Source organism: Pseudomonas nitroreducens (assembly GCF_024170165.1).
Classification (GTDB): domain Bacteria; phylum Pseudomonadota; class Gammaproteobacteria; order Pseudomonadales; family Pseudomonadaceae; genus Pseudomonas; species Pseudomonas nitroreducens_C.
On record NZ_JALJXP010000004.1, the window covers coordinates 431,321 to 450,832 of the forward strand.

At 67.0% G+C, this 19,512-nt stretch carries 19 protein-coding genes; 17 read left to right on the plus strand and 2 right to left on the minus strand.

All coding sequences use genetic code 11. From position 1 onward, the window contains the following. Window positions 1-30: 30 nt before the first annotated feature. From J2T47_RS11300 to J2T47_RS11370, 15 genes are read left to right on the plus strand one after another with little or no spacing between them, the layout of a single operon-like run. Window positions 31-909 carry an LpxL/LpxP family acyltransferase gene (locus J2T47_RS11300; RefSeq protein WP_253446179.1) on the plus strand — a complete coding sequence of 293 codons (879 nt, stop codon included), beginning with the start codon at window positions 31-33 and terminating at the stop codon, window positions 907-909. Further along, window positions 893-2,434, plus strand: coding sequence for an HAL/PAL/TAL family ammonia-lyase (locus J2T47_RS11305; RefSeq protein WP_253446095.1), 1,542 nt, complete (start codon window positions 893-895; stop codon window positions 2,432-2,434). Before J2T47_RS11300 ends, J2T47_RS11305 begins: the two co-directional genes overlap by 17 nt. Next, window positions 2,427-2,864, plus strand: coding sequence for an acyl-CoA thioesterase (locus J2T47_RS11310; protein WP_253446099.1), 438 nt, complete (start codon window positions 2,427-2,429; stop codon window positions 2,862-2,864). The genes J2T47_RS11305 and J2T47_RS11310 overlap by 8 nt, the downstream gene beginning before the upstream one ends. Continuing rightward, complete coding sequence (locus J2T47_RS11315) at window positions 2,858-3,451, plus strand: outer membrane lipoprotein carrier protein LolA (protein ID WP_253446102.1); 594 nt, start codon at window positions 2,858-2,860, stop codon at window positions 3,449-3,451. Before J2T47_RS11310 ends, J2T47_RS11315 begins: the two co-directional genes overlap by 7 nt. After that, a complete protein-coding gene (locus J2T47_RS11320; RefSeq protein ID WP_253446105.1) occupies window positions 3,441-5,786 on the plus strand; it encodes an MMPL family transporter in 2,346 nt (781 codons plus the stop codon). Before J2T47_RS11315 ends, J2T47_RS11320 begins: the two co-directional genes overlap by 11 nt. Next, window positions 5,780-6,949, plus strand: a complete 1,170-nt coding sequence (locus J2T47_RS11325; protein WP_253446108.1) for a sodium:proton antiporter — start codon at window positions 5,780-5,782, stop codon at window positions 6,947-6,949. Before J2T47_RS11320 ends, J2T47_RS11325 begins: the two co-directional genes overlap by 7 nt. Beyond that, entirely contained in the window at window positions 6,936-8,174 is a 1,239-nt protein-coding gene (locus tag J2T47_RS11330) for an NAD(P)/FAD-dependent oxidoreductase (protein ID WP_253446111.1), read from the plus strand. Before J2T47_RS11325 ends, J2T47_RS11330 begins: the two co-directional genes overlap by 14 nt. Before the next feature lie 16 nt (window positions 8,175-8,190). Then, window positions 8,191-8,913, plus strand: a complete 723-nt coding sequence (locus J2T47_RS11335; RefSeq protein WP_253446114.1) for a class I SAM-dependent methyltransferase — start codon at window positions 8,191-8,193, stop codon at window positions 8,911-8,913. A gap of 2 nt (window positions 8,914-8,915) precedes the next feature. Next, window positions 8,916-9,398: a hypothetical protein gene (locus J2T47_RS11340; RefSeq protein WP_253446117.1), complete on the plus strand. Its 483-nt coding sequence runs from the start codon at window positions 8,916-8,918 to the stop codon at window positions 9,396-9,398. After that, entirely contained in the window at window positions 9,395-10,603 is a 1,209-nt protein-coding gene (locus J2T47_RS11345; RefSeq protein ID WP_253446120.1) for a beta-ketoacyl-[acyl-carrier-protein] synthase family protein, read from the plus strand. Before J2T47_RS11340 ends, J2T47_RS11345 begins: the two co-directional genes overlap by 4 nt. Then, entirely contained in the window at window positions 10,600-11,067 is a 468-nt protein-coding gene (locus J2T47_RS11350; RefSeq protein ID WP_253446123.1) for a hotdog family protein, read from the plus strand. The genes J2T47_RS11345 and J2T47_RS11350 overlap by 4 nt, the downstream gene beginning before the upstream one ends. Next, window positions 11,064-11,792 carry a 3-oxoacyl-ACP reductase FabG gene (gene fabG, locus J2T47_RS11355; RefSeq protein WP_253446126.1) on the plus strand — a complete coding sequence of 243 codons (729 nt, stop codon included), beginning with the start codon at window positions 11,064-11,066 and terminating at the stop codon, window positions 11,790-11,792. Before J2T47_RS11350 ends, fabG begins: the two co-directional genes overlap by 4 nt. Continuing rightward, the gene (locus J2T47_RS11360) at window positions 11,792-13,018 is read left to right on the plus strand and encodes a beta-ketoacyl-ACP synthase (protein WP_253446129.1); all 1,227 of its coding nucleotides are present in this window, start codon (window positions 11,792-11,794) and stop codon (window positions 13,016-13,018) included. The genes fabG and J2T47_RS11360 overlap by 1 nt, the downstream gene beginning before the upstream one ends. Before the next feature lie 47 nt (window positions 13,019-13,065). Continuing rightward, window positions 13,066-13,464 carry a hypothetical protein gene (locus J2T47_RS11365; RefSeq protein ID WP_253446132.1) on the plus strand — a complete coding sequence of 133 codons (399 nt, stop codon included), beginning with the start codon at window positions 13,066-13,068 and terminating at the stop codon, window positions 13,462-13,464. Window positions 13,465-13,491: 27 nt separating this feature from the next. Then, window positions 13,492-13,932 (plus strand): excinuclease, encoded by a 441-nt coding sequence (locus J2T47_RS11370; RefSeq protein ID WP_253446135.1) that lies wholly within the window; start codon window positions 13,492-13,494, stop codon window positions 13,930-13,932. Window positions 13,933-14,072: 140 nt separating this feature from the next. Here the strand turns inward: J2T47_RS11370 and J2T47_RS11375 are convergent, their stop codons facing one another. Then, on the minus strand, window positions 14,073-14,966 hold the full coding sequence (locus J2T47_RS11375; RefSeq protein WP_253446138.1) for a LysR family transcriptional regulator: 894 nt from the start codon (window positions 14,964-14,966) through the stop codon (window positions 14,073-14,075). A gap of 499 nt (window positions 14,967-15,465) precedes the next feature. On the opposite strand from J2T47_RS11375, the gene J2T47_RS11380 reads away from it, so the two are divergent. Together J2T47_RS11380 and gabP are read left to right on the plus strand one after the other, a co-directional pair. After that, window positions 15,466-16,797 carry an MFS transporter gene (locus J2T47_RS11380; protein ID WP_253446141.1) on the plus strand — a complete coding sequence of 444 codons (1,332 nt, stop codon included), beginning with the start codon at window positions 15,466-15,468 and terminating at the stop codon, window positions 16,795-16,797. 243 nt (window positions 16,798-17,040) lie between these two features. Next, the gene (gabP, locus tag J2T47_RS11385; RefSeq protein ID WP_253446144.1) at window positions 17,041-18,432 is read left to right on the plus strand and encodes a GABA permease; all 1,392 of its coding nucleotides are present in this window, start codon (window positions 17,041-17,043) and stop codon (window positions 18,430-18,432) included. 396 nt (window positions 18,433-18,828) lie between these two features. On the opposite strand, the gene J2T47_RS11390 is transcribed toward gabP, so the two are convergent. Then, window positions 18,829-19,512: integrase core domain-containing protein (locus J2T47_RS11390; RefSeq protein WP_253446147.1), on the minus strand; the 684-nt coding region annotated here is incomplete at its 5' end.

Consider the following 19,512-nt stretch of genomic DNA (forward strand, 5'->3'; position numbering starts at 1 on the left):
CAACAGCGCGAGCGCGGCAGCCTGCTGCTGATGCGCGTCACCGCCTGGGCGGCGCGTACCCTCGGCCGCCGCCTGCTGTCGCCGCTGCTCCACCTGATCGTGCTGTACTTCTTCCTCTTCGGCGCCCGCGCGCGCGGCGCCATCCGCGAGTACCAGCAGCGCCTGGCGCAGCACAGCTGTGACGCCTCGCTGAGCCCGAGCACCGGCCGCGTGTTCGGCCAGTTCATGGCCTTCGCCGACGCCATCCTCGACAAGCTCGACGTCTGGGCCGGCCGCCTGGACCTGGCCAGCATCGAGCTGAACGACCCGCACAACCTGCGCGCGCAACTGCGCAGCGGCCGCGGCCAGCTGCTGGTGGGTGCGCACCTGGGCAACCTCGAAGTCTGCCGCGCGCTGGCCGAACTGGGCGAAAAGGTGCGCATGAACGTGCTGGTGCACACCCGCCACGCCGAGCAGTTCAACCAGCTACTTGGGGAATCCGGCGCCAGCCACCTGCGGCTGATCCAGGTGAGCGAGCTGGACCCGGCGATCATGCTGCAACTGTCCCAGCGCCTGGACGCCGGCGAGTGGCTGGCGATTGCCGGCGACCGCATCCCGCTGCACGGCGGGCGCAACGTCGAGGTGGATTTCCTCGGCGCCCCGGCCGCCTTCCCGCAGGGGCCCTGGCTGCTCGCCGGGCTGCTGCAGTGCCCGGCCAACCTGATGTTCTGCCTAAAGGAAGAGGGCCGCTACCGGGTGCACCTGGAGCCCTTCGCCGAACGCATCCAGTGGCGCCGCAGCGACCGCGCGGAGGTCCTGAAACACTGGACCCAGCGCTACGCCCAGCGCCTGGAACACTACTGCCTGCGCGCGCCGCAGCAGTGGTTCAACTTCTACCCGTTCTGGAAAGCCCATGACGACAGCCACTGACACGCCGGTTTTCGGCCAAGGCCACCTGAGCATCGAACAGATCGTCGCCCTCGCCGAGCGCCGCGTCGAAAGCCGCCTGGACGACGCCGCCGGATTCCGCGCGCGGATCGCCCGCGGCGCGCAGTTCCTCGACACCCTGCTGGACAAGGAAGGCGTGATCTACGGCGTCACCACCGGTTACGGCGATTCCTGCGTGGTGGCCGTGCCGCTGGAGCACGTCGAGGCGCTGCCGCAGCACCTGTTCACCTTCCACGGCTGCGGCCTGGGCAAGCTGCTGGAGCCGGCCGCCGTACGCGCCGTGCTCGCCGCGCGCCTGCGCTCGCTGAGCCACGGGGTTTCCGGCGTGCGCCTGGAGCTGCTGGAGCGCCTGCACGCCTTCCTCGAACTGGACATCCTGCCGCGGATCCCGGAAGAGGGCTCGGTAGGTGCCAGCGGCGATCTCACGCCGCTGTCCTACGTCGCCGCGACCCTCGCTGGCGAGCGTGAAGTGCTCTGGCGCGGCGAGCGCCGCAGCGCCGCCGACGTGCATGCCGAGCTCGGCTGGCAACCGCTGGTGCTGCGGCCCAAGGAAGCGCTGGCACTGATGAACGGCACGGCGGTGATGACCGGCCTCGCCTGCCTCGCTTACTCGCGCGCCGACTACCTGCTCAAGCTCGCCACGCGCATCACCGCGCTGAACGTGATCGCCCTGCAGGGCAACCCGGAGCACTTCGACGAGCGCCTGTTCGCCGCCAAGCCGCATCCGGGGCAGATGCAGGTCGCCGCGTGGATTCGCCAGGACCTCGCCATCGACGCGCCGACGCCGCCGCTGCACCGCCTGCAGGATCGCTACTCGCTGCGCTGCGCGCCCCACGTGCTGGGTGTGCTGGCCGACAGCCTGGGCCTGCTGCGGCAGTTCATCGAGATCGAACTGAACAGCGCCAACGACAACCCGATCATCGACGCCGAGGAAGAGCGCGTGCTCCACGGCGGGCACTTCTACGGCGGGCACATCGCCTTCGCCATGGACAGCCTGAAGAACCTCGTCGCCAACGTCGCCGACCTGCTCGACCGGCAGCTCGCGCTGCTGGTGGACACCCGTTACAACCACGGCCTGCCGAGCAACCTTTCGGGCGCGCCAGCGGACCGCGCGATGATCAACCACGGCTTCAAGGCCGTGCAGATCGGCGCCAGCGCCTGGACCGCCGAGGCGCTGAAAAACACTATGCCGGCCAGCGTGTTCTCGCGCTCCACCGAGTGCCACAACCAGGACAAGGTGAGCATGGGCACCATCGCCGCGCGCGATGCCCTGCGCACCCTGGAGCTGACCGAACAGGTAGCCGCCGCCACCCTGCTGGCCGCGCAACAGGGCGTCTGGCTGCGCTGCGCCGAAAGCGGTGCGCGCCCGCTGCCGGCGCCGCTGGGCGGCATGCACGAGCAGCTCGGCCGGGACTTCCCGCCGCTGATCGAGGATCGCGCCCTGGAAGGCGAACTGCGCCTGTGCCTGGAGCGCATCCGCGCGCGCCACTGGGGGCTCTATGCGTAAGGCCGGAGTGCTGCAGGCCGAGGTGGAAATCCTCGTGCCGTTCTTCGACGTCGACATGATGGAAGTGGTCTGGCACGGCCACTACGTCAAGTACCTGGAAGTCGCGCGCTGCGCCCTGCTCGACAAGCTCGACCACAACTACTCGCAGATGCGCGAGGCCGGCTACGCCTGGCCGGTGATCGACCTGCAGCTGCGCTACGTGCGTGGTGCGCGCTTCGGCCAGCGCATCAGTGTGCGCGCCGACCTGGTGGAGTGGGAGAACCGCCTGAAGATCAACTACCTGATCAGCGACGCCGGGACCGGCGAGCGCCTGACCCGCGCCAGCAGCACCCAGGTGGCGGTGGAGATCGCCAGCCGCGAGATGCAGATGGCCTCGCCCGCCGTGTTCATCGACGCCGTGCAGCGTGCGCTGGAGGCTGAAGCATGCTGAAGCGCGCCTTGCTTGTCTGTGGCTTGCTGCTCGCACCTCTGGCCCATGCCTTCGACCTGCCGCAACTCGCCGCGCAGCTCGGCAAGCCAGCGGTGGTGCGTGGCGAGTTCGTCCAGGAGAAGCACCTGCGCTCGCTGCCGCAACCGCTGGTGAGCAAGGGCCACTTCGTCCTCGCCAAGCAGCACGGCCTGCTCTGGCTGTTGCAGACGCCGCTGAAGCAGGACTACCGCATCGATGACCAGGGCATCGCCCGGCGTGACGCCAACGGCTGGCAGCAACTGCCGCAACGCAGCGCCAGCGCGCAGCAGAACCGCCTGTTCCTCGCCGTGCTGGAAGGCGACAGCAGCGGCCTGCAGCGCGACTTCGATCTCGCCCTGAGCGGCGAGGCGAACGACTGGACACTCACCCTGACGCCGCGCGCCGTGCTGCTCAAGCAGATCTTCGACAGCATCGAGATCGCCGGCGGCGAACTGGTGCAGCGCATCGAACTGCACGAAGCCCAGGGCGACCGCACCGTGCTGCGCATGACCAGCAGCCAGCCCGGCGACAGCCTGACCGATGCGGAGCGCAGCGACTTTGCCCGCTGAACGGCCGCAGTGGTTGCCGCGCCTGGTGATTGCCGGGCTGCTGGCGCTGCTCGCCCTCGCCGCCTGGCAATGGCGCGGCGCCGCGCCGCTGAGTACCGACCTGCTGGAACTGGTGCCCGGCGGCAGCCGTGACGCCCTGCAGAAGCAGGCCGAGCAGCGCATGCAGGAGCCGCTCAACCGCGAGCTGCTGGTGCTGGTCGGCTACCCCGAGCGCGACACCGCCATCGCCCACGCCCGTGAGCTGGCTGAGCGCTGGCAGGCCAGCGGCGTCTACGAGAGGGTGCAGTGGGGCGTACAGGCGGACCTGCCGGCCCTGCGTGAACAACTGCGCACCGGTCGCCTCGCGCTGCTCAACGCCGATGACCGCCAACAGCTCACCGACGAGCCGACGGCCTTCGTCCAGCAGCGCGTCGAGCAACTCTTCGATCCCTTCTCCGGCTTCGGCCTGCTGCCCAACGACCAGGACTGGTTCGGCCTGGCCCTGCGCATCCAGCACCACCAGCCGCTGACGGCCAAGGTGCAGCTGGATATCGGCAGCGGTGCGCTGGTCGCCGAAGACGACGGGCGCAGCTGGGTACTGCTGCGCGCCCGCACCCGCGTCGATGCCTTCGACATGAACCTGCCGCGTGCAGTCGCCGCGCAGATCGCCGAGGCGCGCCAGCAACTGGCCGCCGATGGCGGCCAGATGGTCGCCGCCAGCGGCCTGCTCTACGCCGCCGACGGCCAGCGTCAGGCCAGCCGTGAAATGACCTGGGTTGGCGGCGGCGCCGCGCTGGGCACGCTGCTCTTGCTGTTGCTCGCGTTCCGCCGCGTGCGCGCACTGCTGGCCTTCCTGCCGGTGCTGGTCGGCGTGCTCGCTGGCGCCACCGCCTGCATCGCGCTGTTCGGCAAGATCAACCTGCTCACTTTGGTGCTCGGCGCCAGCCTGATCGGCGTGGCCTCGGATTACCCGCTGCACTATCTGTCGAAAGCCTGGACTGTCGCTGGCAACAATGAACAGCAGTGGCAGCCCTGGCATGCGCTGAAACTCAGCCAGCGCGGACTGCTCCTGAGCTTGGCCACCAACCTGATCGGCTACCTCGCCCTGGCCTGCACGCCCTTCCCGGCGCTGACCCAGGTGGCGACCTTCTCGGTGGCCGGCCTGCTCGCCGCCTACCTGTGCGTGATCGGCCTGCTGCCGCTGCTGCTGCGCGGCGATGCCATCGCACCACAACCGGCGCTGCTCTCGCTGGGCGAGCGCCTGATCGCCCTGCGCCAATCCCTGCTCCAGCGTACCGGCAGCTGGCCGCTGCTCGCGGTGGTCGCGCTGTTCTGCGCCGGCGGGCTGTGGCAACTGCAGGTAAAGAACGACCTGCGCCAGTGGCTGGGCGCCAAGCCACAATTGCTCAGCGAGGCCCAGGCCGCCGCACGCATCACCGGCTACCAGCCCACCAGCCAGTTCTTCCTGGTCCGCGCCAGCGATGAAACCCAACTGCTGCAACGCCAGGCCGAACTGGCCGCGCGGCTGGACAAGCTGGTTGCCTCCGGCCAGCTCAAGGGCTACCTCGCCCTCAACCAGCTGCTCGCCACCGCTCAGCAGCAACAGCAGGTCCGCGAAGCCCTGCGCCAGTTGCCACAGCACTGGCAGGCGCTGATCGACCTGGGGATTCCACAGGCCGCGCTGCAAGCCGAACTGGATCAGCTCGAACAGCTTCCGCCACAGTCCCTGGACCAGGCACTCAAAGGTCCGCTGGGCGAGCCCTGGCGGCCCCTGTGGCTGGGCACGGCGGACGGCGGCGTGGCCGGGCTGGTGAGCCTGCAGGGGCTATCCGACGCGAGCCTGCTGGCCGAACAGGCCAAGGGGCTGCAAGGCGTGCAGCTGGTGGATCGCCTCGGCGAGCTGAACCGCCTGTTCGCCGCCACCCAGGTCAGCGCCACCGAACTCAAGCTGCTGTCCTGCGTGCTGATCTTCGCCCTACTGCTCAAGCCCTTCGGCCCGCGCGGCGCCCTGCGCATCGTCCTGCTGCCGCTGCTGGCGGCGCTGTGCAGCCTCGCCAGCCTCGGCTGGCTGGGGCAGCCGCTGACGCTGTTCAGTCTGTTCGGCCTGCTGCTGGTCACCGCCATCGGCGTGGATTACACCATCCTCATGCGCGAACGCGTCGGTGGTGCGGCGGTGAGCCTGGTCGGCGTGCTGCTGGCAGCCATCACCACCTGGCTGTCGTTCGGCCTGCTGGCCCTGTCAGCCACGCCAGTGATCAGCAATTTCGGCCTGGCCGTGGGGCTGGGCCTGGGGTTCTGCTTCCTGTTCTGCCCCTGGGCGCAGGAAGGTCAGCAGAAGGGAGCCAGCCCATGCTGACGCTGCTGTTCTGGCTAACCATGCCGCCGCTGTTCGCCCTGGCGGTGCTCGGCGGGCGACGCCTGCGCCTGCTGCCCATCGTCAGTCAGTTGCTGGTGGCAGGCCTGCTGCTGCCGCTGCTGTTCATCGTCTTGCAGGGCCACGGATTCGAGGTGCGCACGCTGGTCTCCGCGCCCTGGCTGCGGCCGCTCTACGACATCGGCTTCGCGCTGCTGCTGGGGCACATCCTCAGCGATGTGATCGACCTCGACCTCAGCCGCCAGAGCCTGAAGATCGCCCTGCCCAGCTTCGCCGTGCCTCTGGCCTGCGGCATGGCCAGCGCCTGGTGGCTGCTGGGCGTGCGCGAGGGCATGAGCGTGCTGGGCATCGGCCTGCTGTTCTCGATCACCGCGATCCCGGTGCTCTACCTGTTCCTGCGCAACATCGATTACCCCGAGGACGCCACCCGCCGCCTGATGCACGCGGCGGTGCTGATGGACCTGTGGTGCTGGAGCCTGTTCGGCCTGGCCGAAGGCAGCAGCGATCCGTCCCGGCTGGTCTGGCCCCTGCTCGTCGGCATGGCTCCGCTGTTGCTGCGCCTGTTCCGCGTGCGCCAGCCCCTGGCCTACAGCCTGCCCTTCTTCGGCCTGATGATCGTGTTCCAGCACTGGCACCTGAACACCCTGGTGTTCGCCATCACCTGGCTGATGGCCCAGGCCGCGGTGCGCCAGCCGTTCCGCCTGCCGATCTCGCACCGCGCGGCGCTGGCCCTGCAGAACACCCTGCTGGTGCCGCTGGTGCTGGCCTTCGGCATCCTGCAGATCGATTTCCACCACGCTCTCTCCGGCTACTCCTGGCTCTACCTCGGCGCGCTGCTGGTGCTGCCGGTACTCAGCAAGCTGGCCGGCAGCTGGCTCGGCCTGCGCTGGGCACTGCCGGGCGCCAGCCGTGGCCAGCTGTGGCAGGAAAGCCTGCTGCTGAACATCCGCGGGCTGACCGAGATCGTCTTCCTCAACCTGTTGTTCCAGCAGGGCCACATCGATTCGCTGCTGTATTTCAGCCTGCTGCTGATGAGCCTGTTCGCCACCCTGCTGCCCGCTCTCTGCGGCGTGCGCCGTCCGCGCAGCGCCAACGCACCCCAGGACATAGCCCCGGCAAGGAGCCCTTCTGATGCCCGTCCCTGAACAGCAACAACGCACCGTCGTCGTCATCGGCGCCGGCCCGTCCGGCGCCATCGCCGCCGCCCTGCTCAAGCGCAAGGGCCACGACGTGCTGGTGCTGGAGCGCCAGCGCTTCCCGCGCTTCTCCATCGGCGAGAGTCTGCTGTCGCACTGCCTGGACTTCGTCGAGGAAGCCGGGATGCTCGACGCGGTGCACGCGGCCGGTTTCCAGGTGAAGCACGGCGCGGCCTTCGGCTGGGGCGAGCGCTACACCGCGTTCGACTTCCGCGACAAGTTCACGCAAGGCAAGGGCTCGACCTTCCAGGTCCAGCGCGCGCGCTTCGACCAGTTGCTGGCCGACCAGGCGGAACTGCAGGGCGTGGAAATCCGCTACGAGGAAGAAATCATCGCCGCCGACTTCGCTGGCGACTGCCCGCGCCTGCGCGTGCGCCGCCTGGACGGCAGCGAATACGAGGTGGAATGCGCCTTCGTCCTCGACGCCAGCGGCTACGGCCGTGTGCTGCCGCGCCTGCTGGACCTTGAGGCGCCGTCTGGTTTCCCGGTACGTCGCGCCGTGTTCACGCACATCGAGGACCGTATCGACGCGCCGCACTTCGACCGCGAGAATATCCTCATCAGCATCCACCCCGAGGAACGCGGCATCTGGTACTGGACCATCCCCTTCAGCGATGGCCGCACCTCCATCGGCGTGGTCGCCGAGGATCGTCACTTCGAAGGCAAGCTGGATGACCTGGACGCCTGCCTGAAGGGCTTCTTCGAGGCCGCACCGAACCTGCGCCCACTGCTGCAGAACGCCGTGTGGGACACCCCCGCGCGCACCCTCGGCGGCTACTCGGCGAACGTCAAGCGCCTGGCCGGGCCGGGCTTCGCCCTGCTGGGCAACGCGGCAGAATTCCTCGACCCGGTGTTCTCCTCCGGCGTCACCATTGCCATGCGCTCGTCCAGCATGGCGGCCAACCTGCTCGACCGTCAGCTCAAGGGCGAGACGGTGGACTGGGAGGCCGACTTCGCCCAGCCGCTCAAGCGCGGCGTGGACACCTTCCGCGCCTATGTCGAGGGCTGGTACGACGGCAGCTTCCAGGACGTGATCTTCTACGAGAAGGCCACCCCGGAAATCCGCCGGATGATCTGCTCCATCCTCGCCGGCTACGCCTGGGACACGCGCAATCCCTTCGTCGCCGAACCGCAGCGTCGCCTGCGGGTGCTCTCCGAAATCTGCGCCAGCTGAAAGGACAAGGACTGTCATGACCCGCCCCGCCTCCACCTACGTCGAAGAAACCCGTTTCGGTTTCTGGTTCCTGCAGAGCCACACCTGGCAGCACCACGTGCTGCGCGTGGCGATCAACGATCTGAAGCGCCTGGTCAGCTGGGACATCCCGGTCAACCCGGTGCTGCTGGATGCCGGCTGCGGCCAGGGCCGCTCGTTCCGCCTGCTGCGCGAGGCGTTCAAGCCCGGGCGCATGATCGGCCTCGACGCCGACCCGCACAGCCTCGACTGCTCGGCCGTGGAAGCGGCGCGGGAGAACGTGGAGGTGGAGCTCAACTGCGCCGACTGCGCCGACCTGATGCTGCCCTCGGCCAGCGTCGATATCCTGTTCTGCCACCAGACCTTCCATCACCTGGTGGAGCAGGAGCAGGCGCTGCAGGAGTTCTGGCGCGTGCTCAAGCCGGGGGGCCTGCTGCTGTTCGCCGAATCCACCGAGGCATACATCGATACCTGGGTGATCCGCTGGTTCTTCCGCCACCCGATGCACGTGCAGAAGAGCGCCGCGCAGTACCTGCAGATGCTCCGCGAACAGGGCTTCGAGTTCAGCGAGAAGAACGTCTCCTACCCCTACCTGTGGTGGAGTCGCGCCAAGGACTTCGGCCTGCTGGAACGCTGGGGCCTGCGCAAGCCGAAGCCGTTCGGCCAGCGCGAGGAAACCCTGGTCAACGCCGTGGTACGCAAACCCCTGGAGAGCCGCTGAGCATGATCCGCTGGCTGAGTCTCGCCTTCCTTGCGCTGCTGGCCGGTTGCGCCCAGCAAGCGCCGCTGCCGTCTGCACTACCGCCGCTGGCAACGCCGCTGCAGCTGCACATCCAGCGCGAACAGGCAGGCGCCAGCCAGGACTGGTTGCTGGTGATTCAACAGGAACACCACGCGTTGCGCTGGTCGCTGATCGATCCGCTGGGCATCCCTCTGTCGCGCCAGCTGCTGCGTGACGGAGAATGGAGCAACGACGGCCTGCTGCCGCCCAACCCGGAAGCGCGCGAGCTCTTCGCCGTACTGCTGTTCGCGCTCACCCCCGAGGGTGAACTGGCCGCGCGCTACCCGGCCACGGATTACCAGATACGCAGCGATGGGCGCAGCCTGCAGCAGCGCTGGAACATCCGTTACCGTTCGGCGCAGGATTTCACCCTGCAAGGCGCCGAGCTCCGCTACCACGTGACGCCCCTGGAAGCCGCGCCATGAACACTCTCTACCTCAACGAGCTGGGCCTGATCTGCGCGCTGGGCAACGACCAGCGCGAAGTGGCCGCCGCGCTGCTGGCGGGCGAATCCGCCGGCATGCAGGTGCAGTCCGGCTGGGTGCCGGGCCGGAGCCTGCCGGTGGGGACGGTCAAGGCGCGCCTGGCGAACATCCCCGACAAGCACCACGACACCCGCAACAACCGCCTGCTGCTGGCCGCCGCCACGCAGATCGACCCGGCCATCCGCAGCGCCATCCAGCGCTACGGCGCCAGCCGCGTGGCAGTGGTACTGGGCACCAGCACCTCGGGCATTCAGGAAACCACCCAGGGCGTGCGCCACCACAGCCTGCACGGGCAGTTGCCCGAAGGCTTCCACTACTCCCACCAGGAGCTGTCGGACCCGGCGGTATACCTTGCCGAACACTACGAGCTGGCCGGCCCCGCCTACGTGATCTCCACCGCCTGCACCTCCAGCGGCCGCGCCCTGCAGAGTGCGCGCCGGCTGCTGAACCTCGGGCTGTGCGACGCCGTGCTGTGCGGTGGCGTGGACAGCTTGTGCGAACTGACGCTGAACGGCTTCAGCTCCCTGGAGGCCGTCTCGGATGAGCTCTGCAACCCCTTCTCGGCCAATCGCCAGGGCATCAACATCGGCGAAGGTGCCGCGCTGTTCCTGATGACCCGCGAGCCCGGCGCGGTGGCGCTGCTCGGCAGCGGCGCCAGTTCCGATGCGCACCATATTTCCGCCCCCGACCCCGAGGGCCGTGGCGCCCGCGAGGCGATGCGCAAGGCGCTGACCGAAGCCGGCCTGCAGCCCGAGCAGATCGCCTACCTGAACCTGCACGGCACCGCGACCGTGCACAACGACGCCATGGAAAGCCTCGCCGTCAGCGCCGAGTTCCCCTTTGGGGTGCCCTGCTCCTCGACCAAACCGCTGTCCGGACATACCCTCGGCGCCGCCGGCGCACTGGAAGCGGCGTTCTGCTGGCTACTGCTGAGCGAGCACAACCCGGATAATCGCCTGCCGCCACAGCGCTGGGATGGCGTCGCCGACCCGCAACTGCCGGCGCTGAACCTGGTGGGCGAGGATGCACCGCGCCTGCCGGGCGCAGGCCCGCGCTACCTGATGAGCAATTCGTTCGCCTTCGGCGGCAACAACATCAGCCTGATCCTGGGCGAGATGAGCAACGACTCTGGAGTGACCCGATGATCGACTGGCCGATCGCATCCCTGCTGCCGCATGCGGGCGACATGATCCTCATCGACGAAGTGCTCGACTTCGGCGACGAGGACATCCGCACACGCCTGACGGTGCGTCCGGGCGGCCTGTTCAACGAGGCCGACGGCAGCCTACCGGCCTGGGTCGGCGTGGAACTGATGGCGCAGAGCGTCGCCGCCTACGCCGGTTGCCAGGCGCGCTCGCGCGGCGAGCCGGTGGAGCTGGGCTTCCTGCTCGGCACCCGCCAGTACCAGTGCGACGCGGCGAGCTTCCCCGCCGGCGCGCCAATCACTATCCATGCCATCCGCACCCTGCAGGACGACAATGGCATGGGCGTCTTCGAATGCCATCTGGAGGGGCCGGGGATCAAGGCGCTGGCGCGCCTCACCGTGTTCCGCCCGCCAGAGGTTGCCAGCTACCTACAAGAACCTGCCGTGAAAGAGCCAAGCGTATGACTGATTCCATCCTCGTAACCGGCTCCAGCCGCGGCATCGGCCGCGCCATCGCCCTGCGCCTGGCCCGGGCCGGCTTCGACCTGGTGCTGCACTGCCGCAGCGGCCGCGCCGAAGCCGACGCCGTGCAGGCCGAAATCCAGGCACTGGGCCGCAGCGCCCGCGTACTGCAGTTCGACGTGGCCGACCGCGAAGCCGCACGGAGCATCCTCGAAGCCGACGTGGAAACCCACGGCGCTTACTACGGCGTGGTATGCAACGCCGGCCTGACCCGCGACGGCGCCTTCCCCGCACTCACCGAAGAGGACTGGGACCAGGTGCTGCGCACCAATCTGGATGGCTTCTACAACGTCCTGCACCCGGTGATCATGCCGATGATCCGCCGCCGCCAGCCGGGGCGCATCGTCTGCATCACCTCGGTGTCCGGGCTGATCGGCAACCGCGGCCAGGTCAACTACAGCGCCTCCAAGGCCGGCGTGATCGGCGCCGCCAAGGCCCTGGCCATCGAGCTGGGTAAACGGAAGATCACGGTGAACTGCGTGGCGCCGGGCCTGATCGACACCGCCATGCTCGACGAGCAGGTGCCGGTGGAGGAAATCCTCAGGATGATTCCCGCCCAGCGCATGGGCACCCCGGAAGAAGTTGCCGGCGCGGTGAACTTCCTGATGTCGGCCGAGGCCGGCTACATCACCCGCCAGGTGCTGGCGGTCAACGGAGGACTGTGCTGATGAAGCGCGTGGTCATCACCGGCATGTCCGGCATCACCTCCCTGGGTTCGGACTGGGCGAGCATCGAGGCGAACTTCAGCGCCAGCCAGAGCGGCATCCGCCGCATGGACGACTGGGACCGCTTCACCGAACTGAACACCCGCCTGGCCGGCCCGGTGCTGGACTTCGTCGTGCCCAGGCACTGGACCCGCAAGCAGCTGCGCAGCATGGGCCGCGTCTCGCGCCTGTCGGTGGGCGCCGCCGAGCGCGCGCTGGCCGATGCCGGGCTGCTGGGCGACGAGTCCATCCGTGACGGGCGCATGGGCGTGGCCTGCGGTTCGTCCACCGGCAGCACCGACGAGATCAAGGCATTCGGCAACATGCTGCTGAATTCGGTGGCCGACGGCCTCAACGCCAACTCGTACGTGCGCATGATGCCGCACACCACAGCGGCGAATATCAGCATCTTCTTCGGCCTCACCGGCCGGGTGATCCCCACCTCCAGCGCCTGCACCAGCGGCAGCCAGGGCATCGGCTACGCCTACGAGGCGATCCGCTTCGGCCGCCTGCCGCTGATGCTCGCCGGCGGCGCCGAGGAGCTGTGCCCGACCGAGGCCATGGTGTTCGACGCGCTCTACGCCACCAGCCTGAAAAACGACACCCCGCAGCAGACGCCGCGCCCCTACGACAGCGGCCGCGATGGCCTGGTGATCGGCGAAGGCGCCGGCATGCTGGTGCTGGAGGACCTGGATCACGCGCTCGCCCGCGGTGCGCACATCCACGCCGAGATCGTCGGTTTCGGCAGCAACGCCGACGGCCAGCACACCACCCGCCCGGAACAGTCGACCATGCGCCGCGCGATGGAGCTGGCGCTGGAAGATGCCGGTCTGCCGACCGAGGCCATCGGTTACGTGAATGGCCACGGCACCGCCACCGAGCAGGGCGACATCGCCGAGACCCTGGCCACCAGCGAGCTCTTTGGAAATCGCATGCCCATCAGCTCGCAGAAGAGTTTCCTGGGCCACACTCTGGGAGCGTGCGGCGCGCTGGAGTCCTGGTTCAGCATCGAGATGATGAACAGCGACCGCTACGTGCACACCCTCAACCTGGACGAGATCGACCCGCGCTGCGGCGACCTCGACTACCTGCGGGGCGAGCCGCGCGCGATGAGCCACGAGTACGTGATGAACAACAACTTCGCCTTCGGCGGCATCAACACCTCGCTGATCTTCAAGCGCTGGCGCTGAGCACCGTTCAAAGGCAGAGCCAAACGACACTGCAAGGAGAGCAAACCATGTCCCGACTGATCCGCAGCCTGCTGCTCTGCGTGGCCACCACGATGGCCGTCGGTTGCACCACCAAGCCCGTGGAGAACATCGACCAGAGCCTGCCGCCGGACAGCAACCGCACCTCGGTACAGGTGCAGGCGGCGATCCACGACGCGCTGGAAGAACAGAAATGGACCGTGCAGCAGGATTCCGGCAGCGTGATCTACGCCGAGATCACCGTGCGCGAGCGGCACCACGCCGAGGTCAGCATTCCCTACAGCAGCCAGCAGTACTCCATCAAGCTGCGCAGCAGCAGCGGCCTGGACGAGAAGGATGGGCAGATCCACCGCAACTACAACAAGTGGGTCGCCATCCTCAACAACAAGATCCTGCAGAACCTGCACCTCGCCCCGCCGAGCAACTGATCCCCCTCATCGACAAGGAGTCGATCCATGCAACGCAAGACCCTCGGGCTGTTCGCCCTCGCGCTCTGCGCGTCCATTCCCGGCATCAGCCAGGCTCGCGACACCACCCTGCACCTGCCTTTCGACGAAGTCGTCGCCGAAGCGGTGAAGGCCGGTCGCCTGGACGGCAGCGTGAAGTTCTACCTGGCGGGCAACCCGGCGGGTGACAAGCTGAACGTGATCCAGTCCGGCGCCATCACCAACAAGAAGACCAACGCCTTCAACAAGAGCGACGAGGAAGCCTGCCGCTGGGCTCTGCAATCGGCACTGATCACCCTGCAGGATTCGGCAAAGAAGGCCGGCGCCACCGCCGTGACCAACATCGTCAGCTACTACAAGCGCAACGAGTTCAAGGACGCCAGGCAGTTCGAGTGCCACGCCGGGGCGGTCATCGCCGGCGTCGCGCTGAAAGCGGACTACGCCAAGTAAGCCGCTGCCCCGCAACGCTGTCCGCCGTGCCCGGCTCTGGGCATCGGCGGATAAAGCATTCCGCTTTATCCGCCCTACGTTATCCGGCCCACCCGTAGGGCGCATAACGCCCCCGGGCGTTATCCGCCGATGCACCTGAGTCAGGCCTGGATTTGCTGGGTCACCAGGTCGAAGAACGACTGCGCCAGGCGTGACGTCTCGTTGCGCCGCCGCACCAGCCACACCGAGCTGGTCGCACCCGGGTCGCTGAGGGTGCGATAGACCACACCGTCCACCCGCGTCCGGCGGAACGACGCCGGCAGCATCGACACACCGAGCCCCGCTGCCACCAGGCCGATGATGGTCATCGCTTCGCCCGCTTCCTGGGCGATGCGCGGGCTGAAGCCAGCCTGCCGCGACAGCGCCATCAGCTGGCTGTAGAGGCCCGTGCCGTAGCTGCGCGGGAAGAACACGAAGGGTTCGTCCGCCAGCAGGGCGAACTCCAGCCCCTCCTGGCTGGCCTGGGCCAGCGGATGATCGGCGCGCAGCACGGCCACCAGCGGCTCGCTGAACAGTTCCACGGCTTCGAGGGTTTCCGGCAGCGGGATCGGGCGGATCAGGCCGACCTGCACGCGCTCTTCCAGCAGCGCCTGCACCGCTTGCCCGCTGCTCAGTTCCTGCAGGTCCAGGTGTACGTCGGGGTAGGCCTGGCGGAACGCCAGGATGGCGCGCGGGATGCTGGAGGTGAACGGCGCCGACGCGGTGAAGCCGACCTTCAGCTCACCGATCTCGCCCTGGTGCGCGCGCCGTGCCAGCAGCACGGCACGGTCCACCTGCTGGAGCACCTGTCGCGCTTCGTCGAGAAACAGCCTGCCGGCCTCGGTGAGCGCCACGCGGCGGTTGGTGCGCTCCAGCAGGCGTGCGCCGATCTCCTCCTCCAGCGCCTGGATCTGCTGGCTCAGCGGCGGCTGGGAAATTCCCAGCTGCTCGGCGGCACGGCCGAAGTGCAGCTCCTCGGCGACGGCGATGAAGTAACGCAGGTGTCGCAGTTCCATGGTGCCCTCGCTGAAATAGCGGTTATCGGATCGGAAAACTGACTTTCCCCGACGACTGATACCTCGGGTTTCCCCTCTCCCTAACCCTCTCCCTGAAGGGAGAGGGGACCGTTCAGTGCAGGATGAAACCTAAGCGTCAGCCGGCACAGACAGCTCCCTCTCCCTTCGGAGCGGGGTGCGCAGCCAGGGCGGGGGGAGAGGGTTCCCCCAAAACACAGGAGCGCCATAGGCGAAGTCCCTGCCACGCCGCCAAGATCGGCGCCCCATCGAATGATTCGCAAAACGACTCAAATGTGTCGATTAATATATTGGAAATAATAAAGCCCGCTCCTTATCCTTTCCACACAAGCCCAATAACGACTACCAACCTGCTCCTTGCCTGGCCGCGCGGGCCTTTGCCGCCATTCCAGGCCCTCTGCTGTCATTCACCCCCAGCTTTACCATCCAGAGGTGTGTCGTGAGTCAACCTGCCCTGCGGGCTTTGCGGGAAGAACATTCCATGGCGGCCGATCCGGCTGCCGTAAAAGAACCAGTGGCCGCCAACGAGCCGGCCGATCTGCTGGAGAGCGCACGCGAAGCCAACGGCGACGTGGTGCGTGCCGTCGAAGAAATCGAAACCTACATCGAGAAAGGCACCCCGGAATTCATGCGCACTTCGCTGGCGCTGTTCTCCGGCGGCTTCGCCACCTTCGCCCTGCTCTACTGCGTGCAGCCGATGATGCCGGTGCTGTCGAAGGCCTTCGACCTGACCGCCGCGCAGAGCAGCCTGGTGCTGTCGATCTCCACCATCACCATGGCCTTCGGCCTGCTGGTCACCGGGCCGATCTCCGACGCCATCGGGCGCAAGTCGATCATGGTCGCCTCGCTGATCCTCGCCGCCCTGTTCACCCTCGGCAGCTCACTGATGCCGACCTGGCACGGCGTGCTGGCGATGCGCGCGTTGCTCGGTCTGTCCCTCAGCGGCCTGGCGGCGGTGGGCATGACCTACCTCTCCGAGGAAATCCACCCGCAGCACATCGGTCTGTCCATGGGGCTGTACATCGGCGGCAACGCCATTGGCGGCATGAGCGGGCGGCTGATCAGCGGCGTGCTGGTGGACTACGTGAACTGGCACGTGGCGCTGGCCACTCTGGGCATGCTCGCCCTCGCCGCGGCGCTGCTGTTCTGGCGCATCCTCCCTGAGTCGAAGAATTTCCGCCCGGCGCCGCTCGAGCCCCGCCGGCTGATCGAGGGTTTCACCGGGCACTTCCGCGATGCCGGCCTGCCCTGGCTGTTCCTCGAAGCCTTCCTGCTGATGGGCGCCTTCGTCACCCTGTTCAACTACATCGGCTACCGCCTGCTGGCAGAGCCCTACCACCTGAGCCAGGCCATCGTCGGCGTGCTCTCGCTGGTCTACCTGTCGGGCATCTACAGCTCGGCCTGGGTCGGCTCGCTGGCCGACAAGCTGGGCCGGCGCAAGGTGCTCTGGGCGATGATCGCGCTGATGCTCGGCGGTGTGCTGATCACCCTGCTGCAACCGCTGGCCCTGGTACTGGCCGGCCTGCTGGTGTTCACCTTCGGCTTCTTCGGCGCGCACTCGGTGGCCAGCAGCTGGATCGGCCGCCGCGCCCTCAAGGCCAAGGGGCAGGCCTCGTCGCTCTACCTGTTCTGCTACTACACCGGTTCCAGCGTCGCCGGCACCGCCGGCGGTCTGTTCTGGCACCAGTACGGCTGGAACGGCGTGGGCCTGTTCATCGCCGGCCTGCTGGGAATCGGCCTGTTGGTGGCCCTGCACCTGGCGCGCCTGCCAGTGTTACCGCGTGACCTGCCTGCACTCAACAAGGCTGGGTAGTTTCTACACACAAAACGCAGTGCATGCCTAAAAACGACATGGAACGGTCGTACAAAGACATTTATCTCGGATCCGACAACGCCTGCCAGATGGGCGTTGTAGGAAAAATTCCCAGACTACGACTTAAGTCGTAACAGAATGTGGCGCGATCCTTGCGTTCACAATGTCGAACGACTTGTTGGAATCCTGAAACGGACCTCGACTCCCGCAGTACGCAATTCCCTCCGTAGTTGTAGGTAAAGCATGAGCAGCACCCCCTCTTCCGGGCTCTCCCAGGGCCTGCAAAATCGTCACGTCACGATGCTTTCGATCGCCGGTGCCATTGGCGCGGGCCTGTTCGTAGGCTCCGGCCACGCCATCGCCGAAGCCGGCCCGGCCGTCATGGTTTCCTATCTGGTCGCCGGTCTGCTGGTGGTCCTGGTGATGCGCATGCTGGCCGAAATGGCCGTCGCGCAGCCGGACAGCGGCTCCTTCTCCACCTACGCCGACCGTTCCATCGGCCACTGGGCCGGTTTCACCATCGGCTGGCTGTACTGGTGGTTCTGGGTCCTGGTGATCCCGCTGGAAGCCAACGCTGCCGCGGCGATCATCCACGCCTGGTTCCCCGGCGCGCCGATCTGGGTGCTGGCCTTCCTGATCACCTCCGCGCTGACCGTGACCAACCTGTTCAGCGTGAAGAACTACGGTGAGTTCGAGTTCTGGCTGGCGTTGATCAAGGTCGTCTCGATCATCGCCTTCCTGGTGCTGGGTTGCGCGGCCATCTTCGGCTTCTCGCCCAACAGCGAAGTCTCCGGCATCGGCCACCTGACCAGCGAAGGCTTCCTGCCCAAGGGCTGGGGCGCCGTGCTCGCCGCGCTGCTGACCACCATGTTCTCCTTCATGGGTTCGGAAATCGTCACCATCGCCGCCACCGAGTCCAAGGACCCGGAGCAGCAAATCACCCGCGCCACCAACTCGGTGATCTGGCGTATCGCGCTGTTCTACCTGCTGTCGATCCTGATCGTGGTCTGCCTGGTGCCGTGGAACGACCCGCGCCTGGTCAGCATGGGCTCCTACCAGACCGTGCTGGAACACCTGCACATCCCGTACGCCAAGCTGATCGTCGACATCATCGTGCTGGTCTCGGTGACCAGCTGCCTGAACTCAGCGCTCTACACCGCCTCGCGCATGATGTACTCGCTGAGCAAGCGCGGCGACGCGCCGAAGATCGCCCAGGTGACCAGCGCCAGCCGCACCCCGGTCTACGCCGTGCTGCTGTCTACTGCCATGGCCTTCCTGTGCACCTTCGCCAACTACCTGGCCCCGGCTGAAGTGTTCAACTTCCTGCTGGCCAGCTCCGGCGCCATCGCCCTGCTGGTGTACCTGGTGATCGCCCTGTCGCAGCTGCGCATGCGCAAGAAGCTGCTCGCCCAGGGCCATGAGCTGAAGCTGAAGATGTGGCTGTTCCCCTGGCTGACCTGGGCGGTGATCATCTTCATCGTCGGCGCCCTGGTGATCATGCTGATCCGCCCGGACCACCGCATGGAAGTGGTCGCCACCACCCTGCTGACCGTCGTGGTGGTCTGCTCCGGCCTGCTGGTGTCCAACCGCCGCAAGTCCCAACGCGCCGCCGGCCTGGTGGGCGATGCTGCGTGATGCACTCTGAGGGGGCCTGACGCTCCTTGAGGGAATGAAGAAGCCCCGCTGCAGAGCGGGGCTTTTTTATTGCGTCGCGAAACGCCTTGCCGTGCGGTTCGCGAGCAAGGATTGGGCGTCCCCCTCGGCCCTGCGAAGAGCCGATGCTTCGCCCTGGCTCTTAAGGTCTTCCAGAGAAATATCCGCGCACGCCGAGTGCCCCGTTCAGGAGGCGTCGTTGAAGCGGAGTTTCAGGGGTTGAGCGACATGGATGTCGCGAGAGCTGCGATGGGCCAGGGATGGCCCTTCGCAGCGTGCCCCTGAAACTTCGCTTCAACGAGGGTATTTTTCGCCCTAAGCGAAAAACCGGATGTCCGGGGTGTAGGAGACAACCACATAGGTAACAAACGAGTTCAGTCACATGGGTGACACTCGCATCTTCAGATATCGCCTACTTCGCTCCCTTTCGTCCAGCTTGCCGATGACGATTGGTCCGAAATGAACAGCCCAGATTCCGTCGCCAATCAGCTCTAGGCCAACGAGTTGTCGTCGTAGCACCGATCCCACGTAAATCTGCATCCCGCGCCGATTGACCAGCCCAGCGCTGTCGACTCGATAGACCTCGATATGGCTCGCATAGCTGGGCTCTGGCAGCCGGTTCGGGAACGGGCGCGATGAAGGGACGTAGAGTTGGGCCGGGGTTTTCTGCTCCAGCGCCTCGTGAGGTCGTTCATGGTTGTAGTGCCGCACAAATGCATCAAAGCGGGCCTGCTGACGCTTCAGATCAGGTTCTGGCAACTGCGCAGTAGCGAGCTTGAGCGTGCGGTGCATACGCTCATGGCGGCCGTTCTGTTCCGGTCGTCCAGGAGCGATGCGCTCAGGCAGGATGCCCAGCCGCAGCCACCAGATCGACAGTTGTGAAAGCCCCGCACGCCCTGTGCTGACGAAGGGAGTACCGTTGTCGGTGCGCATGCGCGATGGCAGGCCGTAGGTGCGAAAGAGTCGTTCGAAGACGGCCTGAGTTTCAGCCAGACGTGGCCCGAGCAGACCATCGCAGGCCAGCAGGTAACGGCTGGCATGATCCATCACGGTAAGGGGATA

What these genes read in the sequence shown, in the direction of transcription:
- J2T47_RS11310 (WP_253446099.1), top strand. Translation starts at nt 2,427, where the DNA reads ATGCGTAAGGCCGGAGTGCTGCAGGCCGAGGTGGAAATCCTCGTGCCG.
- J2T47_RS11335 (WP_253446114.1), top strand. Translation starts at nt 8,191, where the DNA reads ATGACCCGCCCCGCCTCCACCTACGTCGAAGAAACCCGTTTCGGTTTC.
- J2T47_RS11325 (WP_253446108.1), top strand. Translation starts at nt 5,780, where the DNA reads ATGCTGACGCTGCTGTTCTGGCTAACCATGCCGCCGCTGTTCGCCCTG.
- J2T47_RS11305 (WP_253446095.1), top strand. Translation starts at nt 893, where the DNA reads ATGACGACAGCCACTGACACGCCGGTTTTCGGCCAAGGCCACCTGAGC.
- J2T47_RS11300 (WP_253446179.1), top strand. Translation starts at nt 31, where the DNA reads ATGCGCGTCACCGCCTGGGCGGCGCGTACCCTCGGCCGCCGCCTGCTG.
- J2T47_RS11315 (WP_253446102.1), top strand. Translation starts at nt 2,858, where the DNA reads ATGCTGAAGCGCGCCTTGCTTGTCTGTGGCTTGCTGCTCGCACCTCTG.
- J2T47_RS11345 (WP_253446120.1), top strand. Translation starts at nt 9,395, where the DNA reads ATGAACACTCTCTACCTCAACGAGCTGGGCCTGATCTGCGCGCTGGGC.
- gabP (WP_253446144.1), top strand. Translation starts at nt 17,041, where the DNA reads ATGAGCAGCACCCCCTCTTCCGGGCTCTCCCAGGGCCTGCAAAATCGT.
- fabG (WP_253446126.1), top strand. Translation starts at nt 11,064, where the DNA reads ATGACTGATTCCATCCTCGTAACCGGCTCCAGCCGCGGCATCGGCCGC.
- J2T47_RS11365 (WP_253446132.1), top strand. Translation starts at nt 13,066, where the DNA reads ATGTCCCGACTGATCCGCAGCCTGCTGCTCTGCGTGGCCACCACGATG.
- J2T47_RS11375 (WP_253446138.1), bottom strand. Translation starts at nt 14,966, where the DNA reads ATGGAACTGCGACACCTGCGTTACTTCATCGCCGTCGCCGAGGAGCTG.
- J2T47_RS11330 (WP_253446111.1), top strand. Translation starts at nt 6,936, where the DNA reads ATGCCCGTCCCTGAACAGCAACAACGCACCGTCGTCGTCATCGGCGCC.
- J2T47_RS11380 (WP_253446141.1), top strand. Translation starts at nt 15,466, where the DNA reads ATGGCGGCCGATCCGGCTGCCGTAAAAGAACCAGTGGCCGCCAACGAG.
- J2T47_RS11370 (WP_253446135.1), top strand. Translation starts at nt 13,492, where the DNA reads ATGCAACGCAAGACCCTCGGGCTGTTCGCCCTCGCGCTCTGCGCGTCC.
- J2T47_RS11360 (WP_253446129.1), top strand. Translation starts at nt 11,792, where the DNA reads ATGAAGCGCGTGGTCATCACCGGCATGTCCGGCATCACCTCCCTGGGT.
- J2T47_RS11350 (WP_253446123.1), top strand. Translation starts at nt 10,600, where the DNA reads ATGATCGACTGGCCGATCGCATCCCTGCTGCCGCATGCGGGCGACATG.
- J2T47_RS11340 (WP_253446117.1), top strand. Translation starts at nt 8,916, where the DNA reads ATGATCCGCTGGCTGAGTCTCGCCTTCCTTGCGCTGCTGGCCGGTTGC.